The following is a 24,804-nucleotide window of genomic DNA, read 5'->3' on the forward strand; positions in this document are numbered from 1 at the left end:
AGCTCATTTTGTTCCAGTTTACCGGTTCCGCTCTTTCATGGCCCGGTCGATATCCCGTTTGGCAGCCCGGTCCGCCATGGCCTGGCGCTTGTCGTAGAGTTTTTTCCCGGTGGCCAGGGCCAGTTTGCATTTCACCAGTCCGTGGCTGAAATACAGCTGGAGGGGGACCAGGGTGAACCCTTTTTCTTTGGTCTTCCCGATCAGCTTCTGGATTTCCCTTTTGTGCATCAACAGCTTCCGGTCCCGGAGGGGATCCACATTGAACCGATTCCCCTGTTCATAGGGGCTGATATGGAGATTGTAGATATACACTTCGCTGCTCTTGGTCACCGCTGCATAGGAATCCTTCAGGTTGGCCTTCCCCTGGCGGAGGGATTTCACTTCCGTCCCGGTGAGGACCATGCCGGTTTCATAGGTTTCATGGATGAAATAGTCATGCCTTGCTTTCCTGTTTTCTGCGATTACCTTCACTGGCTTTTCCATGTTTCCGATCCCTTCTTCTCCGCCGCCGGCGGTTGTTTTTCTTCTTTCCGGTGTTTTCTGCCGCCGTCCCCTGGGGCACCAGCTGGCTCAGAGCTGCTCCTTCCGCTTTTTGGGGCGTGTTTTTCTTCTTTTTTCGACGGCTGCTGTTCTTTTTGCCAGATGCCTTCCGGTCCCCGGACTTCCGGCCGGTGGTCTCGTTCCGCAGTTTCCCGGTGGCGATGCCGGTCTTGGTCTTTTTCTGCCGTCCCAGTTCCCGGCGCATCTGGTCCGCTGCCTCCGGAGTCAATCCAGCCAGGACGAAATCGATTTTCCGTTCGGAGACATCCACCTGGAGCACCTGGATCTCCACCTGGTCGCCCAGACGGTACCGATGGCCCAGATGCTGGCCGATCAGGGCATACTGGCCGTCCACATAATCATAATAATCGTCGGTGAGGCTGGAGATATGGACCAGCCCTTCCACCCCATTTTCCAGCTCCACGAAGAAGCCGAAGGAGGACACTCCGGAAATGGTCCCGGCAAATTCCTTCCCCACGAACTGGAGCATGTATTCGGCCATCTTCAGGTCCACGGTCTGCCGTTCCGCATCGATGGCTCCCCGTTCCCGGATGGAACAATGGGAAGCGATCAGGCTCAGGCGCTGGGTCCGCTCTTCTGCCTGCTGCCGGGTCAGCCGTTCTCCATCCAGCTGCCGGCGCAGGAGCCGATGCACCATCAGGTCCGGATACCGGCGGATGGGAGACGTGAAATGGGTGTAAAAATGGGCAGCCAGGCCGAAATGGCCGATGTTCTCTGTCTGGTAGACTGCTTGACGCATGCTCCGGAGGGCCACCGTAGAGATCAATTTTTCCTCCGGCTTTCCAGCCACTTTATCCAAAGCTCGCTGGAGATCTTTGGGACGCATCTTTTCTTCCACTTTCAGCGTGACCCCGAAGAGGGCCATCAGCTTGGCCAAGTTCTGGATCTTTTCCGGATCCGGCAGATCGTGGACCCGGTAGATGAAGGGCCGTTTGTGCCGGGCCATATAGCCTGCCACCGTTTCATTGGCAGCCAGCATGAATTCTTCGATGAGCATCTCGGCCACGGAACGTTCCCGCTTCACAATGGCCACTGGATGTTTCTGTTCATCCAGGAGCACCTTCTGTTCCGGCAGTTCGAAATTGATGGCGCCTCGGCGTTCCCGCTTTTTGTGGAGCACCTTCTGGAGCTGGGCCATGTTTTCCAGCATGGGGACGATATCTGCATATTTTTTCCGCAGGGCTTCGTCCTGGTCCACCAGGATGGCCCGCACATCGGGATAGTTCATCCGATGATGGTTGTTGATCACGCTGGGGGAAAGGGTAAAGGAGATGGTCCGGCCGGTCTTTCCGTCGATGAGCATCTCACAGCCCATGGTCAGCCGGTCTTCCCCTTCGTTCAGGCTGCAGATGCCGTTGCTCAGTTCCACCGGCAGCATAGGCAGGACCCGGTCCACCAGATATACGCTGGTGCCTCGTTCATAGGCTTCCTGGTCCAGCAGGGAATGGGGCTGGACGTAATAGCTCACATCGGCGATGTAGACCCCCAGGAAATAATTGTCTCCTTGTTTTTCCACATAGACCGCATCGTCCAAGTCTTTGGAATCCACCCCGTCGATGGTGATGATGTTCCATTTCCGCCGGTCCAGCCGGTTCTGGAGCTCCTTCTTTTTGATTTTCTGCTCTACTTTTTCCGCAGCTGCCTGGACCGGTTCCGGGAATTTGGTGGGCAAATCGTTATCTTTGATGATGGAAAGGATTTCCAGGCCGATATCCCCAGGTTTCCCAAGGATCTCCACGATCTTTCCTTCTGCATTCCGCCGTTCGTCCGGCCAGGTGGTGATTTCCACCACCACTTTTTCCTTATCCCGTGCTCCGTTGAAATCTTTCCGACGCACGTAGATGTCCCGGCCCACTCGTTTGTTGTCCGGGATCACAAAGCCGAACTCGCCTGATTTGCTGAAGGTCCCCACCAATTTGTGATGGGCCCGGTTCAGGATCCGGATGATCTTCCCTTCCTGCCGGTCGTCGAAACCGCTTTTCATCACCCGGGCCATGACCGTATCTCCATCCATGGCGCCGCTGAGGCTGCTGGCCGGGATAAAGAGATCTCCATCGGCGGTCTTCTCTTCCGGGATCACAAAGGCAAAGCCCTTGCTGGTCACCTGGCAGCGCCCCACCACCAAGCCCATAGCCGCGGGGAGCCCGTAGGTATTGAACCGGGTCTTCACCACCTGGCCCCGGTCTTCCAGATCTTTCAGCACCTGCCAGAACAGCTTCAGGTCACTGCCTTCCAGCGCCAGGGCCTTCAGCAGTTCTTCCGCCCCCAAGGGAGCTACCGGATGTTCCTTCATATACCCCAGGAGCTGGTTTTCCAATTCCGTGTTTGTCATGATCTCTCCTCATACATCAGCTTGCCGTCCGCTTCCGCGGCAATGGTCCCGTCCTCCCGGACCACCTGCCCGGTCATTTCCAGCAGCTGTCCTTTCCTCCGCTTCACTTTGGTGATCACTTCGATCCGTTCCCCGATCCGCACCGGCTGCCGGAAGCGGACCTCCAGCCGGGCCGTGTAGGCAACTTTGTGTTCATACATATAGGGGTAATTCCCCATGGTTTCGTCCAGCAGGGTGGAAATCAAGCCTCCGTGCATCCGGCCGTCATAGCTCTGATGGACGGGCTGGGGCACAAAGCTGGTATAGCAGCCTTCCGCATCGGTACGGAAATGGAGATGGAGCCCCATAGGGTTGTCCTTCCCGCAGCCGAAGCACATGGTATCTCTGGTTCTTTCCATATTCCTTATTCCTCCAAAAAGGCCTCAATGGCAGCATAAATGGCCTGCCGGCCCTTATATAATGTCATCACATGGCGGGCCTGAGGGATCCACAGCAGGNACCGTCAAGCGGTAGGGGTTCGCAACCGATCCACAGCTCCATTCTAATCGTACCGTAATTCACTATAAAAGAGAATATCTGGTACAACTCTATTATACGAGGGGTTCGCCGCAGGCAAACCCGTCCCGGCCGCCCAGAGGGCAAAAACTTCTATACCTATACACCCGCGAGGGCTCTCCGCCGGGAAGGCAGACCCGTTCGTCCCTGGCGGGAGGCTCACAGCCTATCGCCTTGTCCTGACGGTCAAAGGAGACCATCTGCAGGGGCAGATGCTTTTGAATGAGAAAAGCCGCAGGCCGGGAAGGGCGGGCCTGAGACCGTTTTCATTGCCCGGATGGCAGCCACATTGCTCTGGATTTCCGCTTCCGCAGCGGCCGGTTCCATGAACGTAGTCATAAACATCACCTCATTTCAGGCATGGAAAAAGCATCAGGCATTTCTGCTAGGTGCTTTCTGTTAGATTTTATTCAGCTTCTGGATGCGCTGGTTCGTATTGAATCCCATGATCGCCTGGATACGGCTTATCATGCTTTACCTTTTCGGTAAAAATATCAAAAGGAATCCCTTTTGGAAATGCATCACAGTAGGGACATCCCCGCATATCTTCCCGCGGATAAACCACATAATGCTTACAGCACCTACATCTATTTATCGGAAACATATTCCAAACCTCCTTTCTTTTTTAACAAATGCGACTTTATACCGCGGATCAGTCAAGTCATAGGTAATGGGCTCTTTCAGCTTCTTTTCAGTAGCCAGCCTATGAGGGATTTTCTCCCCTTCGTGCACCTTCACCGTATCCCCGCCATTATTTCCTGGTGTAATATCCACCAGAACCACCTTGCCGGCATGAGGATTTTTCGGAAGCACCTGGGCCTTTACCACATACTTGTCGTGCCATTGGCTATAGGTCATATCCGCCGGCAAATAGTAGTTCCGCCCTTTTTCGTCCCTGGCGATCCGTTTTCCTTCCTGTTTGTGCCCATCTTCAGGACCGTACAGGCTTCCGGCAATGGTAGACCGGCAATTCAAATGTAGGAGCGGCAGGCCCGGCCGCCCGCTGCTCCATCGTTTGGCCCTGCCTGCGGGATGACCGGGCGGGATTGCTGCGTAGCCCTGAGTCATCCCCTACGGAGTTCGCGGACCTTTCGATAAGGCTCCACAGGGGGCGGTCGTAGGGGGGTTCAAGACTTTTGCAAAGCAAAATGTCGCCAGAGCCGCCCGCTCCAAGGATTTCATTAAATTTCTGCCGTTTTTTTGCCGTCTGCCGGTCCGTATACCCGTTCCATCCCAGACCGAGTAATCAGCCAGGTACTGCCGGATTTCCGGGCTTCATCAGCGCGGAACCGGGGCTCTGCCCGGCTGTACCCAGTACAGGCCAGCCGTACAGTCACAGGCTTAAGGCCCCACAATTCTGCGGCTTCCGTTACACTCATAACTTCATCGATTGGATTCATTTAGACTTCCTCCTAGAATTTTCAATAAAGTGATAATTAAATTTTACAGTGCTTTCTATTTATTATCAAGCATATTTGCTTGATGGGGTAAATACAATGTCCCGGATGTCGGCCGCAAAGGCCGTTCCCGCCACACCGGCCACCAGAGCCAGAGTCATCGCCATAGTTTTCACGTTCTTCATCTTGCATCTCTCCTTTTTGTGCATAAAAATAGCAGACCCTATGGTCTGCCAAAAAGCTATTTATATTTAGGCCGCATCCGAACCCTGTACCCATTTGCCGATTGAATGTTATCAGCCGTGATAACAGCAATGGATACAGGGTTTTCTTCATCTGTTTCCACAATCACCCTGGTGATATCTTTCAGGATTCCTTCTTCCAAAGTTTTAGTGTCATTCTCTTTCATGTTCCCCTCCTTTTCAGGCATAAGAAAAGCCCGCTGCCGGAGCAGGGGGCTTAATTCTTTTCATTCTGTTGGTCTTCTTTCAATTCATCATACCATTGCTCAAAAAATGCTACCTGATCATTCCGATCAATAATATGATTATCTTTGTTCTCTGGAAAAGGCGTAATGTTTTTTATTTTTTCCATAAAATCAGCCCTCTCGCATGCAAATCTAATAGAAGGTCTTTCATCATGTATGTAATCATAATATCCTTTTCATTCTTAGATGCCTTTTGATAAGCATTGTCCATTTGAAGACTATTAAAATGGGAATAAGTCACTTTCTTTGTTTTCAGAATATCATATTCATCAGTCTTGGTCAATAGTTGAATGTGACCATTATTTCCAATTGCGGAAATATATTTTAGAGATTCTTGTTTGCAGAATTCGCTCAAATCATCTAGTGAAAAGCCTCCACACCTAGGATGATTATGCAGCAACCAGCTACTATAAAAGACACTGCTTGATAAATTAAGATTGCTTTCCGAGCCCTTTACGGAATCAATAAGATTTAAGTGATTATCTAGCAAAAAGGCGCCTTCATTACTGTCATTTTCATCTTTAGCAAACTTTAATAATTTCATTTGCCAATTTTGCATAATGAGATTTTGTTTATCGGATAATCCAGGATACTTAAATCGTCTTACATTTTGAATTGTCTTATCTGTTATTTCGACTTTTTCTCTCCTGGCGTATGAAACCATTTCAGAAAGCCTGCTTTCTGTCTTTCCAAATACATCAGACAAGTTTCTCGCCTTTTCCATCCACCCAACCCTTCCGGCTCTCCACTCCTGTTCGCCTTTCACTCCCAGGATGGCCTGCCGGATGTGCAGGGGCTGTTTGGCCAGCCAGACACGGCCGTTTTCTTCCACGTTGTCGGACCGTTTCTTTTCATCTATCTCACCCCAGTACACAGGGGCATAATGACACAAGCAATGAGGATGGGCCGGCTGGGGTACTACCTTGTCCTTGGGGAAAATTCCCTTCCCCAGGCCGTACAGGTCCGCATTGGCGTACATGTCACAGATGTCTTCCGCCGGGTGCCGGCTCCCCAGCTTCCACTTGTAGGCCACCACGTCTTCATCTTCCCCGTTCCGGGCCATGAAGGCATCGTAACGGGCCCTGGCCCCTTCCGTCCGGGCAATCCGTTCCGCCACGTACCGGCTTTTCTCCTGTATGGCGTTCTGGAGGGCTCTCTTGGCGGCTTTTTCGCTGCCGTGCTCCAGAGTTTATCCGCCTCCCTAACCAGATTGCAGGCAATAAAAAAGCAGAACCGTTTCCGATTCTGCTTTAAGCACAGTATATTATATTTTATTCATTAAAGGGTCAATAGTACAAAGGGAAGAAGGGCACCAACTATAGAGGCCGCACAACCGGCGGCCCGCCAGACAAAGGGTGAAAAGCCGCAGGCCGGGAAGGGCGGGCCTGCGGCCCGCCCCTCGTATAATAGAGTTGTACCAGATATTCCCTTTTATAGTGAATTACGGTACGATTAGAATGGAGCTGTGGATCGGTTGCGCGCCCCTACCGCTTGACGGTTTTTGTAGAGTCCGACCACAGAATTCATTCAATTTGTTAATGAGTTGGATACCGCTCGACGGTTCATATCTAGCGAGGATACATTATGATGAAGTCTCTGTGGCTTTGATGCACAGCTGCCAATTCAAAAAAAGGAGGTTGATTTTTATGNACGTTGGAGTCGGGCACTCGTTCACCAACTTTCGGAGATTTCCTATCCACAGGGGCGGTCAAATCGTATGACCAGCTGCTTTTTCCAGCACCTCACTGGCGGCAAGGGTCATCTTTAAATAAGCCTCCGCCTCTTCTTTTTTCTTCCCGTCCACGATCCGGGCAAAATCCTCGAACTCTTCCACCATCCGGTTTTCCCGTTTCGGCGGAATCCAGCTTTCAGTCACCTTTTCATTTTTCACAGCGGCGGTGCTGAACTGGTCCTGGTCCGGTCCCTGGATCAGGGTCCACTCCAGTTTTTCCGGGTGGATGGGCTTTCCTTCCACTTTCAGCCACCCTTTTTCTCCCTGGACCAGGAACCCGGAGGGGCTGTCGGAATCTTTGGCGGCGGACAGAGTTGCCTGGAACCCGGGGTATCCCAGGAGCAGCACGCCGGAGGTATCCACCTCATTCCATCCCCGGTTGGGGGCATACAGGACCTTTTCCGGCAGGCCCCAGAGCCCGGTGGTCCAGGCGATGTTGTACACGTTCAGGTCGTACAGGGCTCCCCCTGCTAGTGCCGGATCGAAGGCAGGGAGCACTTCCCCTGTAAGATACCGGTCATACCGGCTGGAATATTGGGAATAATTTCCCTGGACCAGCCGGATGGGACCCAGGGCCGGCACCAGTTCCCGGATTTTCCGAAAGAGAGCCCCGTGCCACAGAGGCATGGCTTCCAGCAGGATGAGGCCTTTTTTCCGGGCTAGTTCCGCCAATTCCTGGGTCTGGGTCAACCGGGTGCAGAAGGGCTTTTCCAGGATCACGTTTTTTCCAGCCAGCAGAGCTTTCCGAGCATAGGCATAGTGGACCGGGTTCACCAGGGCGATGTACGCCGTATCTACGTCTGCTTCCTGAAAAAGGGCCCGGCAGTCCGTATATACCCTGGAAATCCCATACTCCCGGGCCAGAGCTTCTCCCCGCTGCTGGCTGTGCTGCCGGCACCACAGGGCCTCCACCTGGATGGACGGCACCGCCTCCATAGCAGCCAAGGCCACAGGAGCAATGGCGCCAGTGCCCAGCATGGCCAATTTCATGAAAAAAGCCTCCTTTTCTGGTCAAAAGGTCACACCGAAGGTGATCACTCCCTCTTTGTATTCCACCTGGATCTTCCCTCCCAGGAGATGGGTGGCTTCTTCCGCCATGGAAAGGCCGATGCCGTAGCCGGCTTTTTGGCTGTTGTGGCTCTCATCTCCCCGGTAGAACCGTTCGAAGAAGTGGGTGTAATCCACCCCTGCCCCGTTTTTGTAGTCATTGGCTACACTGGCCCGGAAACCATGGCGGCCATGGGTTTCCAAAAAGGCCCGGATGGTGCCTCCCTCATCGCAGTATTTAGCGGCGTTGTCCATGAGGATATTGAAGATTTCATAGAGGTATTTGGGATCGGTTTCCCGTACGATCCCTTCCGGGATCTCTGTCACCAGCTGTTTCTTTTCACTCTGGACCACCGGAGCAAAAGCTTGGACAGCTTCCTGGAAGGTCCGGCTGATATCCACCGGTTCTTTTTTCAGTTCCTGTTCTTTCTTCTCTCCCAACTTGGCCAGCATGATCAGTTCGTTGATCAGCCGGGTCACCCGTTTCACCTGGAACAGGATGTTGTCCGTCCACTGGCTCTTTCCGCTGATCAGCTCCAATGCCTCTGCATTGGCAGAAATGATGGCAATGGGGGTCTTCAGTTCATGGCCTGCATTGGTGATGAACCGTTTCTGGCTGGCCAGGTTCTCTACGAAAGGACGGATGGCGTAATTGCTCAAAAGGCCAAGGATCAGCATATAGAGCAGGATACAGGCCAGGCCGAACCGGAGGGAATAGCGCATGAACGCCTCCACAGCCCCCACATCCCGGGTGCAGTCCATGACCACCACCAATTTTCCTCCCTCGGTCCGAGGTGTCACACTGAAGCAGTAGCTGGCCCGTTTGTTCTTGAACAGGCCCTGAGTCTGGGTGCCATCTGCCAAGCTCCGGGCAATCTCCAAAGCCTGGAGTTCATTGAAGGCGGAAATGTTGGACAGGTTCAGCCGGCGGATCTTGTCGTTTTCATCCAGGATGACGCTGAAATACCGGGTCTGGTGGGCAAATTCCGGGGTATCATTGTACCATTCCGGATCACTGAGCCAGCTTTCCGTGCTGGTCCCAGGCTGGTGGGAGGGCATGATGCCATCGTTCTGGACAATGGCGGTAAGAAGGGTGTTCACTTCTGACCGCATCTTCATATAGGTGATGCCGTTGATCAGCCCAAGGGCCCCGGCCAAGATGATGACCACGGCGATAAAAGCCAGCAGCAGGAATTTCCGCCGCAGACGATGGATCATATCCATAGGGCAGGCTCCTTAACTGGCCAGGGCCGGTGTCTGCAGCACAAAGGCCCCGTCCTGGTGACCATCGATGGTCAGATTGCCGCCGATGGCCCGGAGTTTTTCCCGGAGGTAGGACACATAGATCCACACGATCCCTGGGTCTTCCTGTTTTTCATCCTGCCAGATCCGATCGAAGAGCACCCGTGTCTCACAGGGTTTTCCAGGATGCTGCATGAAAAATTTCATCAGCTGGGTCTCCTTGGGAGAGAGCCGGACTGTGCTCTTGCTGGACAGTTCCCCTTCCGCACAGTTCAGGGTCACCGTCCCGGCCTGGAGGGTATCCCGGTTGAAATCCTCCTGGCGCCGGGTCAGGCTCCGGAGCCGTGCCAGGAGTTCTCCCATGGCAAAAGGCTTGGTCAGGTAATCGTCCGCCCCTGCATCCAGGCCATTGATCCGATCATCCACTTCTGCTTTGGCGGTGAGCATGATCACTGGAGTCCGGTCCCCTTCCTCTCGGAGTTCTGTCAGGGCGCTGATCCCGTCCTTCACCGGCATCATGATATCGAAGATCATGGCATCGTAGATTTCCTGGCGTGCCTTTTCCACAGCTGCCTGCCCGTCATAGACGGCATCCACCTGATAGCCAGAATATTCCAGCACGGCACATAGGGCCATGGACATGGCTTTTTCATCTTCCGCAAGTAATATTTTCATGGATTCTTGGCTCCTTTCCAGAGTGGCTCATCAGTTTTCCCGGATCAGTTTCCGGATGGTCTCCATGGACAGGTCGCAGGCGGCCAGTTCATCGGCGCACCGTTTCAGTTCCTGCCCGATCAATTCCGGATTCCTGATATCCCGTTTGTACTTCATCTCATGTTCCAGGCTGGCCCAGGAATCCATGGCAATGGTCCGCAGCTGCACTTCCGCATAGAAAATCCCCGGAGTATTCCCTTCCACATCGGGAAAGGGCTCCTCCAGGCGAAGGATCAGATGATAAGACCGATAGCCATTGGGTTTCACATTGTGCACATAGTCTTTTTCCCGGATGATGGTGCAGCCAGGGATCTGCCGGAGTAGACGGAGGTTCCGGTCGATGTCGCTGAGGAAGCGGCAGACGATCCGCAGGCCGATGGCATCATAGACCCCGTGGAGAGCCGACCGGGCATTGACCGGCAGACCTTTCCGTCCACATTTTTCCGCCATGCTTGCCGGGTCCTTGATGCGGTAGATCAAATGTTCATAGGCATTTTCCTTGTGTTCTTCCATCTCTTTCTGATTATACTGTTGGATCTGCCGGACCAGCTGTGCCTGGACTTTTTCCAGGACCGGCCGCCAGTCTTCATAGCTGCTGCCCATGGATTGGTTCAAATCAATTCCTCCTTTGGGAGTTATTTTCACATCTCTTTTCTTGTTATTGTATCATAGGAATATGGAATTTGTATGAAAATTGGGGGTACTCAGCCAGCCCCTTCCAATATCCTCCTTGCTTTTTCCTTCACGCTTTCCAGCTGGCGGGCGCTTTTCGGGTTGACCGGCTGGAAGTCCAGGAGTTCTTGGAAATATCCCTGCTGCCGGACCAGGGCAAGACTGGGCCCATAGGTAAAATCGAAGAGCTGGCACAGACAGCCCGTAAAAAAATCCAGAGCTGTCTTTTTCACTTATGTATGGACCAGCTTCTCCCCCAAGGCTTCTTCCAGCACCTTGGGGGAAATCTCTTGGCTGCCCAGATCTTTCAGAGACATTTGCCATATCTGTTCCGGATGCTCCAGATACCCGGCATAGACCCGGAATAAATCGATCTTGTCCGCATCCCGGATCAACAGGGCGAAATCCCGGGTTCGGCCGGTGATACTGGAAGGGACTGCATAGCCATTGTGCCATAAGATAGCCAATTCCAGGATCCGTTCCCGTTCTGGCTCCGGATCCGGCAGGAAATCCCGGATATGGCCTTTTTCGAACAGATACCAGACCCCATACCGAGCATGATCCATGGATTTATAATCGATGAAGGTATGGAACCGCCGAGCCTGTTCGAACCGGCCGATGTCATGGAGCAGCCCCAGCACCCAGGCCAGGTCCTGGTCCTTCCGAAGCCAGCCCAGCTGCCGGGCCAGTGTCTCACACAGGACGCTGACGGTCCGGGAATGGCGCTGCTTGCTGAGGATGCCGGGAGTATCCGGATTGAACTGAGAAACATACCGGTCAAAAGCAGCAGAAACAGATTGTTTGTCTAGCATGAGATTTTCCTTTCGTAAAAAAGGTGTGCCGCACGCTCCATGCAGCACACCTTTTTGTCATCCGGCCGCTGGCCGTTGACAGTTTTTATCTGATGTTGTAAAACACATCCATCCCATTGTACTGGGCAGCGGCTCCCAGATCTTCTTCGATCCGCAGCAGCTGGTTGTACTTGGCCACCCGGTCGGTCCGGCAGGGAGCTCCGGATTTGATCTGTCCGGCATTGGTGCCCACCACCACATCGGCGATGGTGGTATCTTCCGTTTCACCGCTCCGATGGGAAACAATGGCAGTGTACCCGGCCCGTTTGGCCATTTCGATGGCATCCAGGGTTTCGGTCAGGGTCCCGATCTGGTTCAGTTTGATCAGGATGGCATTGGCCACGCCCATTTCAATGCCCTTCTTCAGCCGTTCCACGTTGGTGACGAACAGGTCGTCCCCTACCAGCTGGACTTTTTTGCCCAGGGCATCGGTGAGCTGTTTCCAGCCGTCCCAGTCGTCTTCGGCCAAACCGTCTTCAATGGAGATGATGGGATATTTGTCGCACAGGGCAGCATACCATTCCACCATTTCGGCAGAAGTCTTCACGACCCCTTCCCCTTTCAGGTTGTACTTGCCGTCTTCGAAGAGTTCGCTGGCTGCCGTATCGATGGCCAGCATCACTTCCTTGCCAGGCTTGTAGCCGGCCTTTTTGATGGCTTCTACGATGACCTGCAGGGCTTCTTCGTTGCTGTCCAGGTTGGGAGCAAAGCCGCCTTCATCCCCTACAGCCGTAGCCAAGCCTTTGTCCTTCAATACCTTTTTCAGGGCCTGGTAGATTTCCGCGTTGATCCGCAGGGCTTCTGCAAAGCTGTCCGCCCCCACCGGCATGATCATGAATTCCTGGATGTCCACGTTGTTGTCCGCATGGGCACCGCCATTCAGGATGTTCATCATGGGAACCGGCAGTTCCTTGGCGTTGACCCCGCCCAGATACTGGTACAGAGGCAGGCCGATGGAAAGAGCCGCAGCCTTAGCCACCGCCAGGGAGACTCCCAGGATGGCATTGGCCCCCAGGCGGCCCTTGTTGATGGTGCCGTCCAGACGGATCATGGCTTCATCGATTTCCACCTGACGGGTAGGATCCAGCCCGATGATGGCATCAGCAATGGTGTCGTTTACATTGTCCACCGCTTTGGAGACCCCTTTGCCGCCGAAACGGTCTTTATCCCCATCCCGCAGTTCAACGGCTTCGTGGACCCCGGTGGAGGCTCCGGAAGGAACTGCAGCCCGTCCCACCGTGCCGTCATCCAGCAGCACATCCACTTCTACCGTAGGATTGCCCCGGGAATCCAGGATTTCTCTTGCACACACATTTTCAATGATTGGCATGGTAATCACCTCGTTATGGTTGAGCCTGGGGAACAGCATCCCCAGGCTGGTCACTAGAGACTAGTCACTAGTCTCTAGCCGATGGAAATCAATTTTGGCAAATTGATTTTGAATATGGAAACAACTTGAAAAGATTACTTGCGTACCAGCAGGGAATGGCCAGTCATGGCCTCCGGTTCGGGCAGATCCAGGAGATCCAGCAGGGTGGGGGCAATATCGGAAAGGCCTCCGTCTTCCACTTGGGTCCCCGGCTCCGCCCCCACCACCAGGAAAGGCACCGGATTGGTGGTATGGGCGGTCATAGGAGCATGGGTCACCGGATCTTCCATCTCTTCCAGGTTCCCATGGTCCGCAGTGATACACAGGGCACCGCCCTTTTGCAGCACGGTCTCCGCCAGGCTGCCCACACATTCGTCCACGGCTTCCAGAGCCTTCACCGCTGCTTCCAGGGAACCGGTATGGCCCACCATGTCCGGATTGGCGAAGTTCAGGATCACCAAGTCATACAAATCCTTGGCCAGGGCTTCCTGGAGCTTTTCCGTCACCAGGTAGGCGCTCATTTCTGGCTGCAGGTCGTAGGTAGCTACTTTGGGAGAAGGCACCAGGATCCGGTCTTCATTGGGGAAGGGCTGTTCCCGTCCGCCGTTGAAGAAGAAGGTCACATGGGCGTATTTCTCCGTTTCCGCAATGTGGAGCTGATGGAGGCCGGCCCGGGACACCACTTCCGCCAGGGTATCCTTGATTGCTTCCGGAGGAAAGGCAACCGCTGCCTGGAGGCCCTTTTCGTATTCCGTCATGGAAACGAAGTGGACCGGCAGGGCAGTTTCCTTCCGGGGGAATCCAGCAAATTCCGGATCTGTGAACACATGGGTCAGCTCCCGGGCCCGGTCGGGACGGAAATTAAAGAAAATCAAGCTGTCGCCCTTTTCCACCTTTCCATCCACTCCGGCCACCCGGAAAGGCACCACGAATTCATCGGTCTGGCCGGCTCCATAAGCAGCTGCCAAGCCTTCCGCCGCACTGGGTGCTTCCAGTGCTTCCCCGCCGGTCATGCAGTCATAGACTTTCCGGATCCGTTCCCACCTTTTGTCCCGGTCCATAGCATAATACCGGCCGGAAACGGTGGCAATCTGCCCCACACCCAGTTCCTTGCAGGCTTTTTCCACCTGTTCCAAGAAGGGAGCAGCACTTTGAGGAGGGGTATCCCGTCCATCCAAGAAGGCATGGACGCAGACTTTTTCAACGCCCATTTTCTGGGCCATGGCCAGGAGACCCAGCAGATGATCGATATGGCTGTGGACGCCCCCATCACTGAGGAGTCCCAAGAGATGGAGCTTTTTTTCTCCATCCCGGGCTTCTTCCATGGCTTTCACCAAGACAGGATTCTTTTCCAGGCTGCCGTCTTTCACGGCCCGGCTGATCCGGGTCAGGCTCTGGTAGATGATCCGGCCGGAACCGATGGACAGGTGTCCCACTTCCGAATTGCCCATCTGGCCTTCCGGAAGCCCCACCGCTTCCCCGGAACACCGGAGCTGGCTGTGGGGATACCGGTTGAAGTAATAGTCCAGATGAGGAGTCCGGGCCCGGGTCACCGCATTGGTGGAGCTGGGAGGTGCGATCCCCCAGCCGTCCAGGATCATCAGCATCACAGGTTTCTTTCTCATGGGACGCCTCAGAAAGTATTGGCAATGGCGCAGAATTCCTGGGCAGACAGGCTGGCCCCGCCTACCAGGACGCCGTCGATGCCGTCTTCATGGAAGGCATGGGCATTTTCGCTGGTCACGCTTCCGCCGTAGAGGATCCGCACCCGGCGGGCTGCCTCTTTGCCGAATTTCTCAGCCACAGCTTTCCGGATCAGGTCTGCGGCCGCCACGGCATCCCGTACTTCTGCACTCTTGCCGCTGCCGATGGCCCAGACCGGTTCATAGGCAACCAAAAGGTGCTGGATCTGCCCGTCGGTGAGCACATTGAGGACAGGAGTCAGCTGGCTCAGGATTTTGTCCTTGGTAGAACCGTTCTCATGTTCATCGGCATCTTCGCCCACGCACAGCACCGGATCCAGATCGTTCCGGAAAGCGGCCAGGACCTTCTTCACCACGATTTCATTGGATTCATGGAAGAATTTCCGCCGTTCACTATGACCCACCAGCACATACCGGGAACCGATTTCTGCGATCATAGGACCGGAGACAGCGCCGGTATAGGAGCCTTCATCTTCGTAGAAGATATCCTGGGCGCCGTAGCCGATGCCGTCATCATCCACCATGGCCGCCACGCTTTCCAGAGCGGTGAAAGGAGGGAACAGCACCACTTCCGCCCGGGCCATTTCCGTGCCATGGGCTACCTGATGGGCCAATTCCATGGCTTCTTCCACAGTCTTATGGCATTTCCAGTTGCCGGCCACGATGGGAGTCCGGAGATCATCCAGGGCAGCCAGGCCCGGCAGCACTTTGCCTTCCAGGTATTCCAGAGAGGCACCGCCGCCAGTGGACACATGGCTCATCTTGTCCGCCAGGCCCATCTGTTTCACCGCTGCAGCACTGTCGCCGCCGCCTACAATGGTGATGCCGTCAGAAGCGGCCATGGCTTCCGCCACCCGCCGGGTCCCTTCCGCGTAATTGGGCATTTCGAACACGCCCATGGGCCCGTTCCAGACGATGGTCTTCATGCCGGCCAAGGTCTGGGCATACAGTTCCGCCGTCTTGGGACCGATGTCCAGGGCCATATATTCCGGATTCAGGGCATCCAGGTCTTCTGCTTCATGGTCCGCTTCATTGGAGAAGCTGGCAGCCATGATCAAATCCACCGGCAGGAGCATTTTGGTCTTTTGGGCCGCAGCTTCTGCCAAGAGGTCCTTGGCGATCCCCAGGCTCTCTTTTTCCACCAGGGATTTGCCCAGGTTGTAGCCTTTGGCAGCCAGGAAGGTATTGGCCATGCCGCCGCCGATGAGGATCACATCCGCTTTCTTGATCAGGCTGCGGATGACAGCGATCTTATCTGCTACTTTGGCCCCGCCGATGATGGCGGCAAAAGGACGCTGTGGTTTATCCACCGCATTGCCCAGGTAGGCGATTTCCTTTTCCAGCAGGAAACCGGCCACAGCCGGCAGATAATGGGTAATGCCTTCCACAGAGGCATGGGCCCGGTGGGATACCCCGAACCCATCATTCACGAACACATCCCCCAGAGAAGCCAGTTCCTGGGCAAAATGGGGGTCATTCTTTTCTTCTTCCGGATGGAACCGGAGATTTTCCAGCAGCAGGATATCCCCGTTCCGCAGCTGGGCAGCTGCGGCCTGGGCTTCTTTTCCCACGCAGTCCGAGCAGAACTGCACCGGCCGGTGGATCAGCTGGCTCAGGGCTTCTGCCACCGGCTTCAGGCTGAACTTGGGGTTCACCTTGCCTTTGGGACGGCCCAGGTGGGCCAGGAGGATCACAGCGGCCCCCTGGTCCAGCAGGTAATGGAGGGTGGGCAGGGAGGCTTCGATCCGGATGAAGTCCGTGATCTCTCCCTTGTCGTTCATGGGGACGTTATAATCCACCCGGACCAGCACTCGTTTGCCGGTCAGTTGGATGTCTTTGACTGTTCTCTTATCCATGGCTCAGCGCACTGCCTTTCTCTTACAGGCCCTTTTTGGCCACGAACAGAGCCAGTTCCACCAGACGGTTGGAATAACCCCATTCATTATCGTACCAGGATACCACTTTGGCCACACGAGGTCCTACCATCATGGTGGACAGGCCGTCCACGATGGAGCTCAGGGGGCAGCCGCTGTAATCTTTGGAAACCAGGGGCAGTTCGTTGTAACCCAGGATCCCCTTCATGGTGGTTTCAGAAGCGACTTTCATGGCTTCGTTGATTTCATCTTTGGTGGTGTCTTTCTTCAAGGTCACAACCAGGTCAGTGAGGGAAACATCCGGAGTCGGGACGCGGATGGCCATGCCTTTCAGTTTGCCTTCCAGTTCCGGCAGGACCAGACCGATGGCTTTGGCAGCCCCGGTGGTGGTGGGGATGATGGAGCAGGCACCGGCACGGGCACGGCGCAGGTCTTTGTGGGCTGCATCCAGGATCTTCTGGTCGTTGGTATAGGAATGGACAGTGGTCATCATGCCGTTTTCAATGCCGAAGTTGTCTTCCAGGACTTTGGTAAAGGGAGCCAGGCAGTTGGTGGTGCAGGAAGCGTTGGAAATGATGTGGTCTTTCTTGGGATCGTACTTATCTTCATTGACCCCCAGCACGATGGTGATGTCTTCGCCTTTTGCCGGGCAGGCGATCAGCACTTTCTTGGCGCCATTGTCCAGATGGGGCTGTACGGTTTCCCGGGTCTTGAACTTACCGGTGGTTTCCAGCACCACATCCACGCCCATGTCACCCCAGGGGATTTCTTTCGGTTCGGTGAAGCGGGTGAATTTGATGGCTTTATCCCCTACATGCATCACGTCTCCATCAACGGACACATCTTCATCAAAGGTGCCATGGATGGAATCGTACTTCAGCAGGTGGGCATAGGTATCGATACCGGAACGGGCATTGACCGCTACCACTTCCACTTCAGGATTCTTCACAGCGATACGCAGCGCGCAGCGTCCAATACGACCAAAACCATTGATACCAATTTTTACCATTTTTCATTCCTCCTAAATTTTTTACTGATGGTTGGAATCAGCTTGCAGACAATCGATGATTTCCCGGGCGGCAGCTTCATCGGTGACCAGGATATCATCCTGGCCGCTGCGGAGCATGGAAAGGATCGCCCTTCCCTTGGAACGCCCGCCGGCAATGCCCATGACCGTGTGGATCTTTTCCAGATCATTGACCATGAGCCCCAGGGTGTCGGTGCTGTAGACCACCCGGCCTTTCAGGTCGAAATACTGCCCCAGGGCTTCCCCTACGGCGCCGGCCTGTTCCAACTGCCGCATCAGCTTCGGATCCATACCCCGTTTTTCTGCCATCACCAAGGCCTGTCCCATACCATGGACCAGGATATCCGCGCTTTTGATGGTTTCCACCACCTGCTTCACACGGGCATCTTCTTCCAGGATTTTCTGGAGCACATCCTCGCTGACACTGTCCGGCACATACAGCTGCAGGTACCGGGTCTTGAGGCGGCCGGCCAGCACGGTAGCAATGGTGTTGGCCTGGAGTTCCATTTTGTCTCCCAAGCCACCCCGGGCCGGGACCACAATGGTCTCCGGTTCGTTGCCAAAGGTGTTTTCCGCCATGGCAGCCACCGTGGTTCCTCCGGTGACAGCCACAATGTGCCTTCCATGATCTGCAAGAAGGCGCAGCAGGATACCGGCTGCCACTCGCCCGATTTCCCGGGTGACCACTTTATCCTGGTCCGCATTCCCGGGAAGCACCACCACTTTCTGGAGATGGAGCTTTTCCTGGAGCAGGGTTTCCAGGCTGGAAAGCTTCTGGAGCCGGTTCACATAGTCCCGGAGTTCCTGGAGGAGCACAGCTCCCTCATCAGTGATGCTCATGCCGGTGAGGGTGAAGTCCAAGAGACCCGCTTCCTTGAGGAAATCCACATGGGAGCGGAGGATCCGCTCGCTGAGCCCCAGCTTTTTGGCCAGGGTCCGGCGGCCGATGGGCTGGTCATGGCTGATCTGCCGGAGCACTTTGTAGCGCTCAGTCAGGAGATCCACCATTTCCGGGACCAGTTTATTCTGCAGGTTGATGATTCGATCCAAGCTGATGTTGCACATTTTGTCCCTCGTGGTACTTTTTACGTCCCACCCTGTTCGAAAAAAATAAATTTACTACGACTTCATTATAGCATAGATAAGAAAAAAAGGAAGGGGGCGCCCTTCCTTTTTTTCTGCCCTGCCTGCCAGGCAGGGCGGGTCACGAGTCGCGACCCACCTGTTATTTTATCTCCCCCACATCCAAACTGATGTCCAGGGCTTTTACGCTGTGGGTCAGGGCTCCGATGCTGATTACGTCCACGCCGGCTGCCGCAGCGGCTGCCAAGTTATGTTCATCGATGCCGCCGGAAGCTTCCACCACCGCCCGGTGAGCGATCATCTTTACGCATTCTTTCATAGTTTCCGGAGCCATGTTGTCCAGCATGATCACATCGGCCCCCCCTTCCAAGGCTTCTTTGGCCTGAGCCAGGCTTTCCACTTCGATCTCGATCTTGGTCATATGGCTGGCATAGGCTTTGGCCCGGGCCAGGGCTTCTTTTACGCCACCGGCCACGGCAATGTGGTTGTCTTTGATCAGGATGGCATCATAGAGCCCCAACCGGTGGTTGTGGCCCCCACCGGTGCGGACGGCATATTTTTCCAGGCACCGCAGCCCCGGAGTAGTCTTCCTGGTATCCACCACCCGGGTACCGTAAGGTTTGGCCAGATCTGCCAGCTTTTTGGTCCGGGTAGCGATGCCGGAAAGGTGCTGGAGCAGGTTCAGGGCCAGCCGTTCTCCCATGAGCACGCTGCGGGCACAGCCGCTGACTTCGGCAATGAGAGTGCCCGGTTCCAACAGGTCCCCGTCTTTGGCCAAGGCTTTGAATTCCAAGCGGGGATCCACTTTGGCAAAGACCTTCCGGGCCGCCTCCATCCCGCACAGGACCCCGGTATCCTTGGCATGGATGATGCCGCAGGTCACCGCTTCCGGAGGCAGCAGGGCCTCACTGGTCAAATCGCCGCTGCCGATGTCTTCTGCCAGCCATTCTTCCAGCTGTTTATCCAATGTTCCGCTGTACATGGGGTGCGCCTCCTTGAAGTTCTTCGATGCTGTGATGCTTCCAGCATTCCCGCGGTTCCGGATAATCCAGACGATAGTGGGCACCCCGGCTTTCTTCCCGCCGAAGGGCTGCCTGGGCAATGAGCCGGGAAACCAGGAGCTGAGACTTAAGGTCCAGCTGTGCGCTGGCAGAAGCCGCTGCCCCTTCATATTTTTTGCCGATGGCTGCCAGGGCATCCAGGGCTTTTTCAATGGATTCCCGGTCCCGGGCAATGCCCAGCTGCCGGCTCATGATTTCCTGGAGAGCCTTCCGGTCTGCCTCCAGGGTTCCTGGGGAAATCTCCCAGGGCTGGAGCCGAGACTGCCAATCGCTTTCTTCCGCAAATGACTGGCCAGCCGGAAGATCCTTGCACAGGGCTTGGGCCGCCCTCCGTCCGAACACCAGTCCCTCCAAAAGAGAATTGCTGGCCAGCCGGTTGGCCCCCTGGAGCCCGGTGCAGGCCGCTTCTCCACAGGCGTACAGCCGCTGGATACTGGTATGGCCCCAGGCATCGGTGCGGATGCCGCCCATCATATAATGGGCAGCCGGCGCAATGGGGATCCGCTCTTTGCGCATATCCACCCCATATTCCAGCAGGGTCCGGAAGATCATGGGGAATTTTTCCTCCACCCGGTCGATGACTGTGGCATCCAGCAGTACATGGTCACTGCCGCACGCCTTCATTTCCGTGGCTATGGCCCGGGCCACCACATCCCGGGGAGCCAGTTCCTTCATGGGATGGTATCCGGGCATGAACCGTTCTCCCCTTGTATTGTACAAAAGGGCTCCGGCGCCCCGGACCGCCTCCGAGACCAAAAAGCTGGGATGGCCGGGGATGGCCAGGGCCGTAGGATGGAACTGGACGAACTCCATATCCATCAGCTCCGCCCCCGCCCGGTAGGCCAAGGCCAGTCCGCTGCCCACTGCCCCTTCCGGATTGGTGGTATGGGCAAAGAGACGGCCCACGCCCCCGGTGGCCAGGACTGTTCCCCGGGCCCGGATATGAAGCATCTTTCCCTGATAGAGGGCCATAGCACCCCAGCAGATGCCGTCCCGGACCAAAAGATCCGTCACATAGCAGTGTTCCAAGGTACGGATCCGTTTTTCCCGGCCGGCGATCGCCCGGAGGGCCCGAGAGACTTCCGCGCCGGTGCTGTCGCCATTGGCGTGGACGATCCGGTTCCGGCTGTGACAGCCTTCCCGTCCCAGTGCCAAGGTCCCATCCGGGTTCCGGTCGAACTGCGCTCCGTGATGGAGCAGATCCAGCACCGCCTGAGGACCTTCCGTCACTACGATCTTTGCCATCTTTTCATCGGTCAGGCCGGCTCCGGCCACCAGGGTATCCTGGTAATGGAGGGATGGATCATCGTCCTTCCCCAGGGCTGCAGCAATGCCTCCCTGGGCTTTAGCGGTATTGCTGTCCTGGAGCTCATCCCGGACCGCCACTAGCACTTCCCGTCCGGCTTCCGCCAGGGACCAGGCAGTCTGGAGCCCAGCAGCCCCGGACCCGATTACCAAGATATCCGTTTCAATCACCGGCGCATCCGCCGTATCAAATTGCGTCCAATAGGTTTCCATGAGGAATCCTCCTTTTACAAGTGGCCGCCTGAGCAGCAGCCTGTTACAGCTGGTAGGACAAGGGAAGGAACCCGATCGACGGGTTCCTTGAAGAGAAACGCAGCTGCCGCTGACAGCCAGTTCAGTTCACTTCACTTCCAGCATCCGTTCCAAGGCCGTCCGGGCTTTCACTCTGATTTCTTCCGGCACCACGATCCGGGGTTCCAAAGTCTCCAGGGAACGCTTCACCAGTTCCAAGGTGGTCTTTTTCATATTGGGGCACAGCAGATTGCCGCCGGCCATGTAGAACTTCTTGTGGGGGCAGCTCCATTCCAGCTGGGTCAGCACCCCGCATTCCGTGGCGATGATGAATTCGTCTTCCGGACTTTGTTCCGCATAGTGGATGATGCCCATGGTGCTGCCCACATAATCCGCCAGGGCCCGGACTTCCGGCCGGCATTCCGGGTGCATGAGCACTTTGGCCGCCGGATGTTCTTTTTTGGCTGCTTCCACTTCCTCTACGCTGAGCGCATGATGGGTGGGGCAGGCTCCCCGCCAGGGCAGGATGGTGTGATGGGTCTTTTCCGCCGTAAAAGTGGCCAAGTTCTGATCCGGGACGAAAAGGATGGGCTGCTCTGCCGGCAGGCTTTCGATCACTTTCACCGCATTGGAGGATGTGCAGCAGATTTCACTGAGGGCCTTGACGCTGGCCGGGGTATTCACGTAGGAAACCACTTTGTATTCCGGATGGTCTGACAGAAAAGCCTTTACCCGCGCTTCCAAGGTATCGTCGAACATCCGGCAGCCCGCGTCGATGGCCGGCAGCAGGGTGATTTTCTCCGGGGAAAGGATGTTGGCAGTCTCCGCCATGAACCGGACCCCGCAGAAAACGATCACATCCGCATCGGTCTGGGCGGCCTGCTGGGACAGGGCAAAAGAATCACCGCAGAAATCCGCGATTTCCTGGATTTCCTCCGGCTGGTATACATGGGCCAGGATCACAGCATTCCGTTCTTTTTTCAAACGGATGATGGCATCGAACAAGTCTTCCATGGGTCAGGTCTCCTTTGAGAAACGGAGGATGCCGCAGCAAGGCACCGCTCCGAAGTATTGGGTACATTATACACGATTTTTCCTTTATTGTCATGTCAACAGATGTCAATAGATAATGCAATGAATCCATTGTAGCTGTTTTCCGGAGAAAGTGCAAGGCGGGGGTGTGAATGGATCCACACCCCCGGTCACGGGCACGAGTCTCGGGTCGCGAGCCTGGACGTTCAAGTTGTTTGTCCTTTTTCTATAGAATGATGAGAGAAAATCGAATGAAATCTGGAAAACCGGATTTTCGTTCTCCACCAACAAGCCCGCGACTCACGACCCGTGACCTTTTCCATAAAAAAATGCTCCCCGCGGGGAGCATTTTATCCTTATGAATTTATTCCACTGTCACGCTCTTGGCCAGGTTCCGAGGTTTATCCACGTCGCAGCCTCTGGCCAGGGCCGCATAATAGGCCAGCAGCTGCAGAGGGATGACGGCCAGGATGGGAGCCAGGTCTTCATCGGCTTTGGGGATGATGATCACGTTATTGGCATGTTTGGCCAGTTCCGTATCCCCTTCCATACCGATGCCGATCACGATGGCACCCCGGGTCTTCACTTCCTGGAGGTTGCTGATGGTCTTGTCATAGATATTGGACTGGGTGGCCAGGACGATCACTGGAACCCCTTCTGTGATGAGAGCCAGGGTCCCATGCTTCAGTTCCCCAGCGGCATAGGCTTCCGCATGGATGTAGGAGATTTCCTTCAGCTTCAGAGCCCCTTCCAGGGCCACGGCGTAATCCAGGCTCCGGCCTAGGAAGAAAGCGTCTTCCCGGTTGGCATAATTGGTGGCGTAGACTTTGATCTGGTCTACATGGTCCAGGATCTCATGCATCTGTTCCGGCACCGCCAGGACGCTCTGGATCAGTTCATGGAGCCGTTCGTCACTGAGTTTGCCTCTGATATGGGAAACATACATGCTCAGCAGCAGCATGACGATGAGCTGGGTGGTGTAGGCTTTGGTAGAAGCCACGGCGATTTCCGGTCCCGCATAGGTGTAGACCACCTGGTCGGCTTCCCGGGCAATGGAAGAACCCACCACATTGGTTACGGCCATGGTCTTGGCTCCCCGGCGCTTGGCTTCTTTCAGGGCTTCCAAGGTATCGCTGGTTTCCCCGGACTGGCTGATGACAATGCACAGGCAGCTTTCGTCCACAATAGGGTTCCGGTAGCGGAATTCCGAAGCGATGTCCACTTCCACTGGGATCCGGGCCATCTTCTCGATGTAATATTTCCCCACGATCCCCGCATGATAGGCCGTGCCGCAGGCCACGATGAAGATCTTCTTGATGTCCTTCAGGGTCTCAGCGGTCCAGCCCAGTTCGCTGAATACCACTTTGTCGCTTTCCTTGCTCACCCGGCCCCGGAGGGTATCCCGGACGGCCTTGGGCTGTTCGTAGATCTCCTTCAGCATGAAATGCTCGAAGCCGCCCTTTTCAGCTGCTTCCGCATTCCAGGTGACCCGGAAGACTTTTTTATCGATTTTCTTCCCTTCCAGGTCTTTGACAGTGACCCGGTCCGGTTCCACCACGGCCATCTCCCCATCGCTGAGGATATAGGTATCCCGGGTCTTGCTGATGATGGCCGGGATATCGGAAGCAATGTAATTTTCGCCCTTGCCCAGGCCGATGACCAGCGGGTTGTTCTTCTTGGCGCAGATCAACTTGCTGGGATCCTTGGCGCAGAGGAACACCAGGGAATAGGACCCTTTGATGGTGTGGAGCACCTTCCGGACGGTGCTTTCAAAATCCCCGTCCCACAGATCTGCCATGAGATGGGCTACGATTTCCGTATCGGTTTCGGAACGGAAGTGATGGCCTTTCTTCAGCAGAGCCTGCTTCAGGGGCATATAATTTTCGATGATGCCGTTGTGGACGACGGCAAACTGGCCGCTTTCATCCGTATGGGGATGGGCGTTGATATCGCTGGGTTTCCCGTGGGTAGCCCAGCGGGTATGGCCGATGCCCACCGTGCCCGCCGGTTCATGGCCTACGATTTTCTGCCGCAGGGCATCCAGCCGGCCCACGCATTTTTCAACATCGATCTTGCCATTGTTGTAAACGGCGATGCCGGCAGAGTCATACCCTCTGTATTCCAGTTTGCTCAGGCCTTCCATCAAAAAAGGAGTTGCCTGATGGCGTCCGATATATCCTACGATTCCGCACATAGTTGTGCCCTCCTGCGATTCTTTGTAGTTACCGTCTGCCGCGGTCCCTTCTGTATGCCTCCGTTGCCGGAGGGATTTGTAGGACAGCTTACGGTCTGCAGCTTACCGAGAGGCATCCGCTGACGACTCGATGGACCTCTTCCTCGTCGGCCAGGCCATGCCTGGCACCTGCGCTCAAAGATTTGCAGAAATCTCCTGGCCCGTTCCCCCTCAAAAACGAGCGGCCCTCCAGTCCGGTATGCCCGGAGAGCATGTTTCTGCAGATACTTTATCATACTATGTTTTGGACATGGGGTCAACTGGGAAGGGGGTGTTGCATGAGCAGCATCCCCGTC

The 24,804-nt window shown here is 55.4% G+C and carries 24 protein-coding genes; all 24 read right to left on the reverse strand.

The window, feature by feature from the left end; genetic code table 11:
• Positions 1-18 precede the first annotated feature (18 nt).
• Positions 19-483 (reverse strand): SsrA-binding protein SmpB, encoded by a 465-nt coding sequence (smpB, locus tag BQ2657_RS09815; RefSeq protein WP_075580444.1) that lies wholly within the window; start codon positions 481-483, stop codon positions 19-21.
• Entirely contained in the window at positions 434-2,893 is a 2,460-nt protein-coding gene (gene rnr / locus BQ2657_RS09820) for a ribonuclease R (RefSeq protein WP_075580445.1), read from the reverse strand. The genes smpB and rnr overlap by 50 nt, the downstream gene beginning before the upstream one ends.
• Positions 2,890-3,291 (reverse strand): PaaI family thioesterase, encoded by a 402-nt coding sequence (locus BQ2657_RS09825; protein ID WP_075578801.1) that lies wholly within the window; start codon positions 3,289-3,291, stop codon positions 2,890-2,892. Before BQ2657_RS09825 ends, rnr begins: the two co-directional genes overlap by 4 nt.
• 343 nt (positions 3,292-3,634) lie before the next feature.
• Complete coding sequence (locus BQ2657_RS12995; protein WP_154667109.1) at positions 3,635-3,787, reverse strand: hypothetical protein; 153 nt, start codon at positions 3,785-3,787, stop codon at positions 3,635-3,637.
• Between the two features lie 252 nt (positions 3,788-4,039).
• On the reverse strand, positions 4,040-4,306 hold the full coding sequence (locus tag BQ2657_RS13305) for a hypothetical protein (protein ID WP_222704327.1): 267 nt from the start codon (positions 4,304-4,306) through the stop codon (positions 4,040-4,042).
• Between the two features lie 323 nt (positions 4,307-4,629).
• Positions 4,630-4,848 carry a helix-turn-helix domain-containing protein gene (locus BQ2657_RS09835; RefSeq protein ID WP_075580447.1) on the reverse strand — a complete coding sequence of 73 codons (219 nt, stop codon included), beginning with the start codon at positions 4,846-4,848 and terminating at the stop codon, positions 4,630-4,632.
• 238 nt (positions 4,849-5,086) lie between these two features.
• The gene (locus BQ2657_RS13150) at positions 5,087-5,254 is read right to left on the reverse strand and encodes a hypothetical protein (protein ID WP_187119196.1); all 168 of its coding nucleotides are present in this window, start codon (positions 5,252-5,254) and stop codon (positions 5,087-5,089) included.
• 50 nt (positions 5,255-5,304) lie between these two features.
• Complete coding sequence (locus BQ2657_RS13440) at positions 5,305-5,439, reverse strand: hypothetical protein (RefSeq protein WP_261796470.1); 135 nt, start codon at positions 5,437-5,439, stop codon at positions 5,305-5,307.
• The gene (locus BQ2657_RS13310) at positions 5,427-6,449 is read right to left on the reverse strand and encodes a hypothetical protein (RefSeq protein ID WP_232709069.1); all 1,023 of its coding nucleotides are present in this window, start codon (positions 6,447-6,449) and stop codon (positions 5,427-5,429) included. Before BQ2657_RS13310 ends, BQ2657_RS13440 begins: the two co-directional genes overlap by 13 nt.
• Before the next feature lie 591 nt (positions 6,450-7,040).
• Positions 7,041-8,054, reverse strand: a complete 1,014-nt coding sequence (locus tag BQ2657_RS09845) for a Gfo/Idh/MocA family protein (RefSeq protein WP_075580448.1) — start codon at positions 8,052-8,054, stop codon at positions 7,041-7,043.
• A 21-nt stretch (positions 8,055-8,075) separates the two neighbouring features.
• Positions 8,076-9,335: a sensor histidine kinase gene (locus BQ2657_RS09850; RefSeq protein WP_075580449.1), complete on the reverse strand. Its 1,260-nt coding sequence runs from the start codon at positions 9,333-9,335 to the stop codon at positions 8,076-8,078.
• Between the two features lie 12 nt (positions 9,336-9,347).
• Positions 9,348-10,028: a response regulator transcription factor gene (locus BQ2657_RS09855; protein ID WP_075580450.1), complete on the reverse strand. Its 681-nt coding sequence runs from the start codon at positions 10,026-10,028 to the stop codon at positions 9,348-9,350.
• Positions 10,029-10,058: 30 nt separating this feature from the next.
• Positions 10,059-10,670, reverse strand: a complete 612-nt coding sequence (locus BQ2657_RS09860; protein ID WP_075581065.1) for a GTP pyrophosphokinase — start codon at positions 10,668-10,670, stop codon at positions 10,059-10,061.
• A gap of 101 nt (positions 10,671-10,771) precedes the next feature.
• Positions 10,772-10,972 carry a hypothetical protein gene (locus BQ2657_RS12705; RefSeq protein ID WP_083236249.1) on the reverse strand — a complete coding sequence of 67 codons (201 nt, stop codon included), beginning with the start codon at positions 10,970-10,972 and terminating at the stop codon, positions 10,772-10,774.
• The gene (locus BQ2657_RS09865; RefSeq protein WP_083236250.1) at positions 10,973-11,551 is read right to left on the reverse strand and encodes an HD domain-containing protein; all 579 of its coding nucleotides are present in this window, start codon (positions 11,549-11,551) and stop codon (positions 10,973-10,975) included.
• Between the two features lie 85 nt (positions 11,552-11,636).
• The gene (gene eno / locus BQ2657_RS09870; RefSeq protein WP_075580451.1) at positions 11,637-12,920 is read right to left on the reverse strand and encodes a phosphopyruvate hydratase; all 1,284 of its coding nucleotides are present in this window, start codon (positions 12,918-12,920) and stop codon (positions 11,637-11,639) included.
• A gap of 134 nt (positions 12,921-13,054) precedes the next feature.
• Positions 13,055-14,584 carry a 2,3-bisphosphoglycerate-independent phosphoglycerate mutase gene (gpmI, locus tag BQ2657_RS09875; protein WP_075580452.1) on the reverse strand — a complete coding sequence of 510 codons (1,530 nt, stop codon included), beginning with the start codon at positions 14,582-14,584 and terminating at the stop codon, positions 13,055-13,057.
• Between the two features lie 8 nt (positions 14,585-14,592).
• Positions 14,593-16,518: a triose-phosphate isomerase gene (tpiA, locus tag BQ2657_RS09880; RefSeq protein WP_075580453.1), complete on the reverse strand. Its 1,926-nt coding sequence runs from the start codon at positions 16,516-16,518 to the stop codon at positions 14,593-14,595.
• Positions 16,519-16,540: 22 nt separating this feature from the next.
• Positions 16,541-17,545: a type I glyceraldehyde-3-phosphate dehydrogenase gene (gene gap, locus BQ2657_RS09885; protein WP_075580454.1), complete on the reverse strand. Its 1,005-nt coding sequence runs from the start codon at positions 17,543-17,545 to the stop codon at positions 16,541-16,543.
• Positions 17,546-17,566: 21 nt separating this feature from the next.
• Positions 17,567-18,628 (reverse strand): sugar-binding transcriptional regulator, encoded by a 1,062-nt coding sequence (locus BQ2657_RS09890; RefSeq protein ID WP_075580455.1) that lies wholly within the window; start codon positions 18,626-18,628, stop codon positions 17,567-17,569.
• A gap of 160 nt (positions 18,629-18,788) precedes the next feature.
• Complete coding sequence (gene nadC, locus BQ2657_RS09895; RefSeq protein WP_075580456.1) at positions 18,789-19,628, reverse strand: carboxylating nicotinate-nucleotide diphosphorylase; 840 nt, start codon at positions 19,626-19,628, stop codon at positions 18,789-18,791.
• The gene (locus BQ2657_RS09900; RefSeq protein ID WP_075580457.1) at positions 19,606-21,225 is read right to left on the reverse strand and encodes an L-aspartate oxidase; all 1,620 of its coding nucleotides are present in this window, start codon (positions 21,223-21,225) and stop codon (positions 19,606-19,608) included. The genes nadC and BQ2657_RS09900 overlap by 23 nt, the downstream gene beginning before the upstream one ends.
• Positions 21,226-21,351: 126 nt before the next feature.
• Complete coding sequence (gene nadA / locus BQ2657_RS09905; RefSeq protein WP_075580458.1) at positions 21,352-22,257, reverse strand: quinolinate synthase NadA; 906 nt, start codon at positions 22,255-22,257, stop codon at positions 21,352-21,354.
• Positions 22,258-22,639: 382 nt separating this feature from the next.
• Positions 22,640-24,469, reverse strand: coding sequence for a glutamine--fructose-6-phosphate transaminase (isomerizing) (glmS, locus tag BQ2657_RS09910; protein WP_075580459.1), 1,830 nt, complete (start codon positions 24,467-24,469; stop codon positions 22,640-22,642).
• Between the last annotated feature and the right edge of the window lie 335 nt (positions 24,470-24,804).

The organism is Acidaminococcus massiliensis (assembly GCF_900095825.1).
GTDB classification, from domain to species: domain Bacteria; phylum Bacillota; class Negativicutes; order Acidaminococcales; family Acidaminococcaceae; genus Acidaminococcus; species Acidaminococcus massiliensis.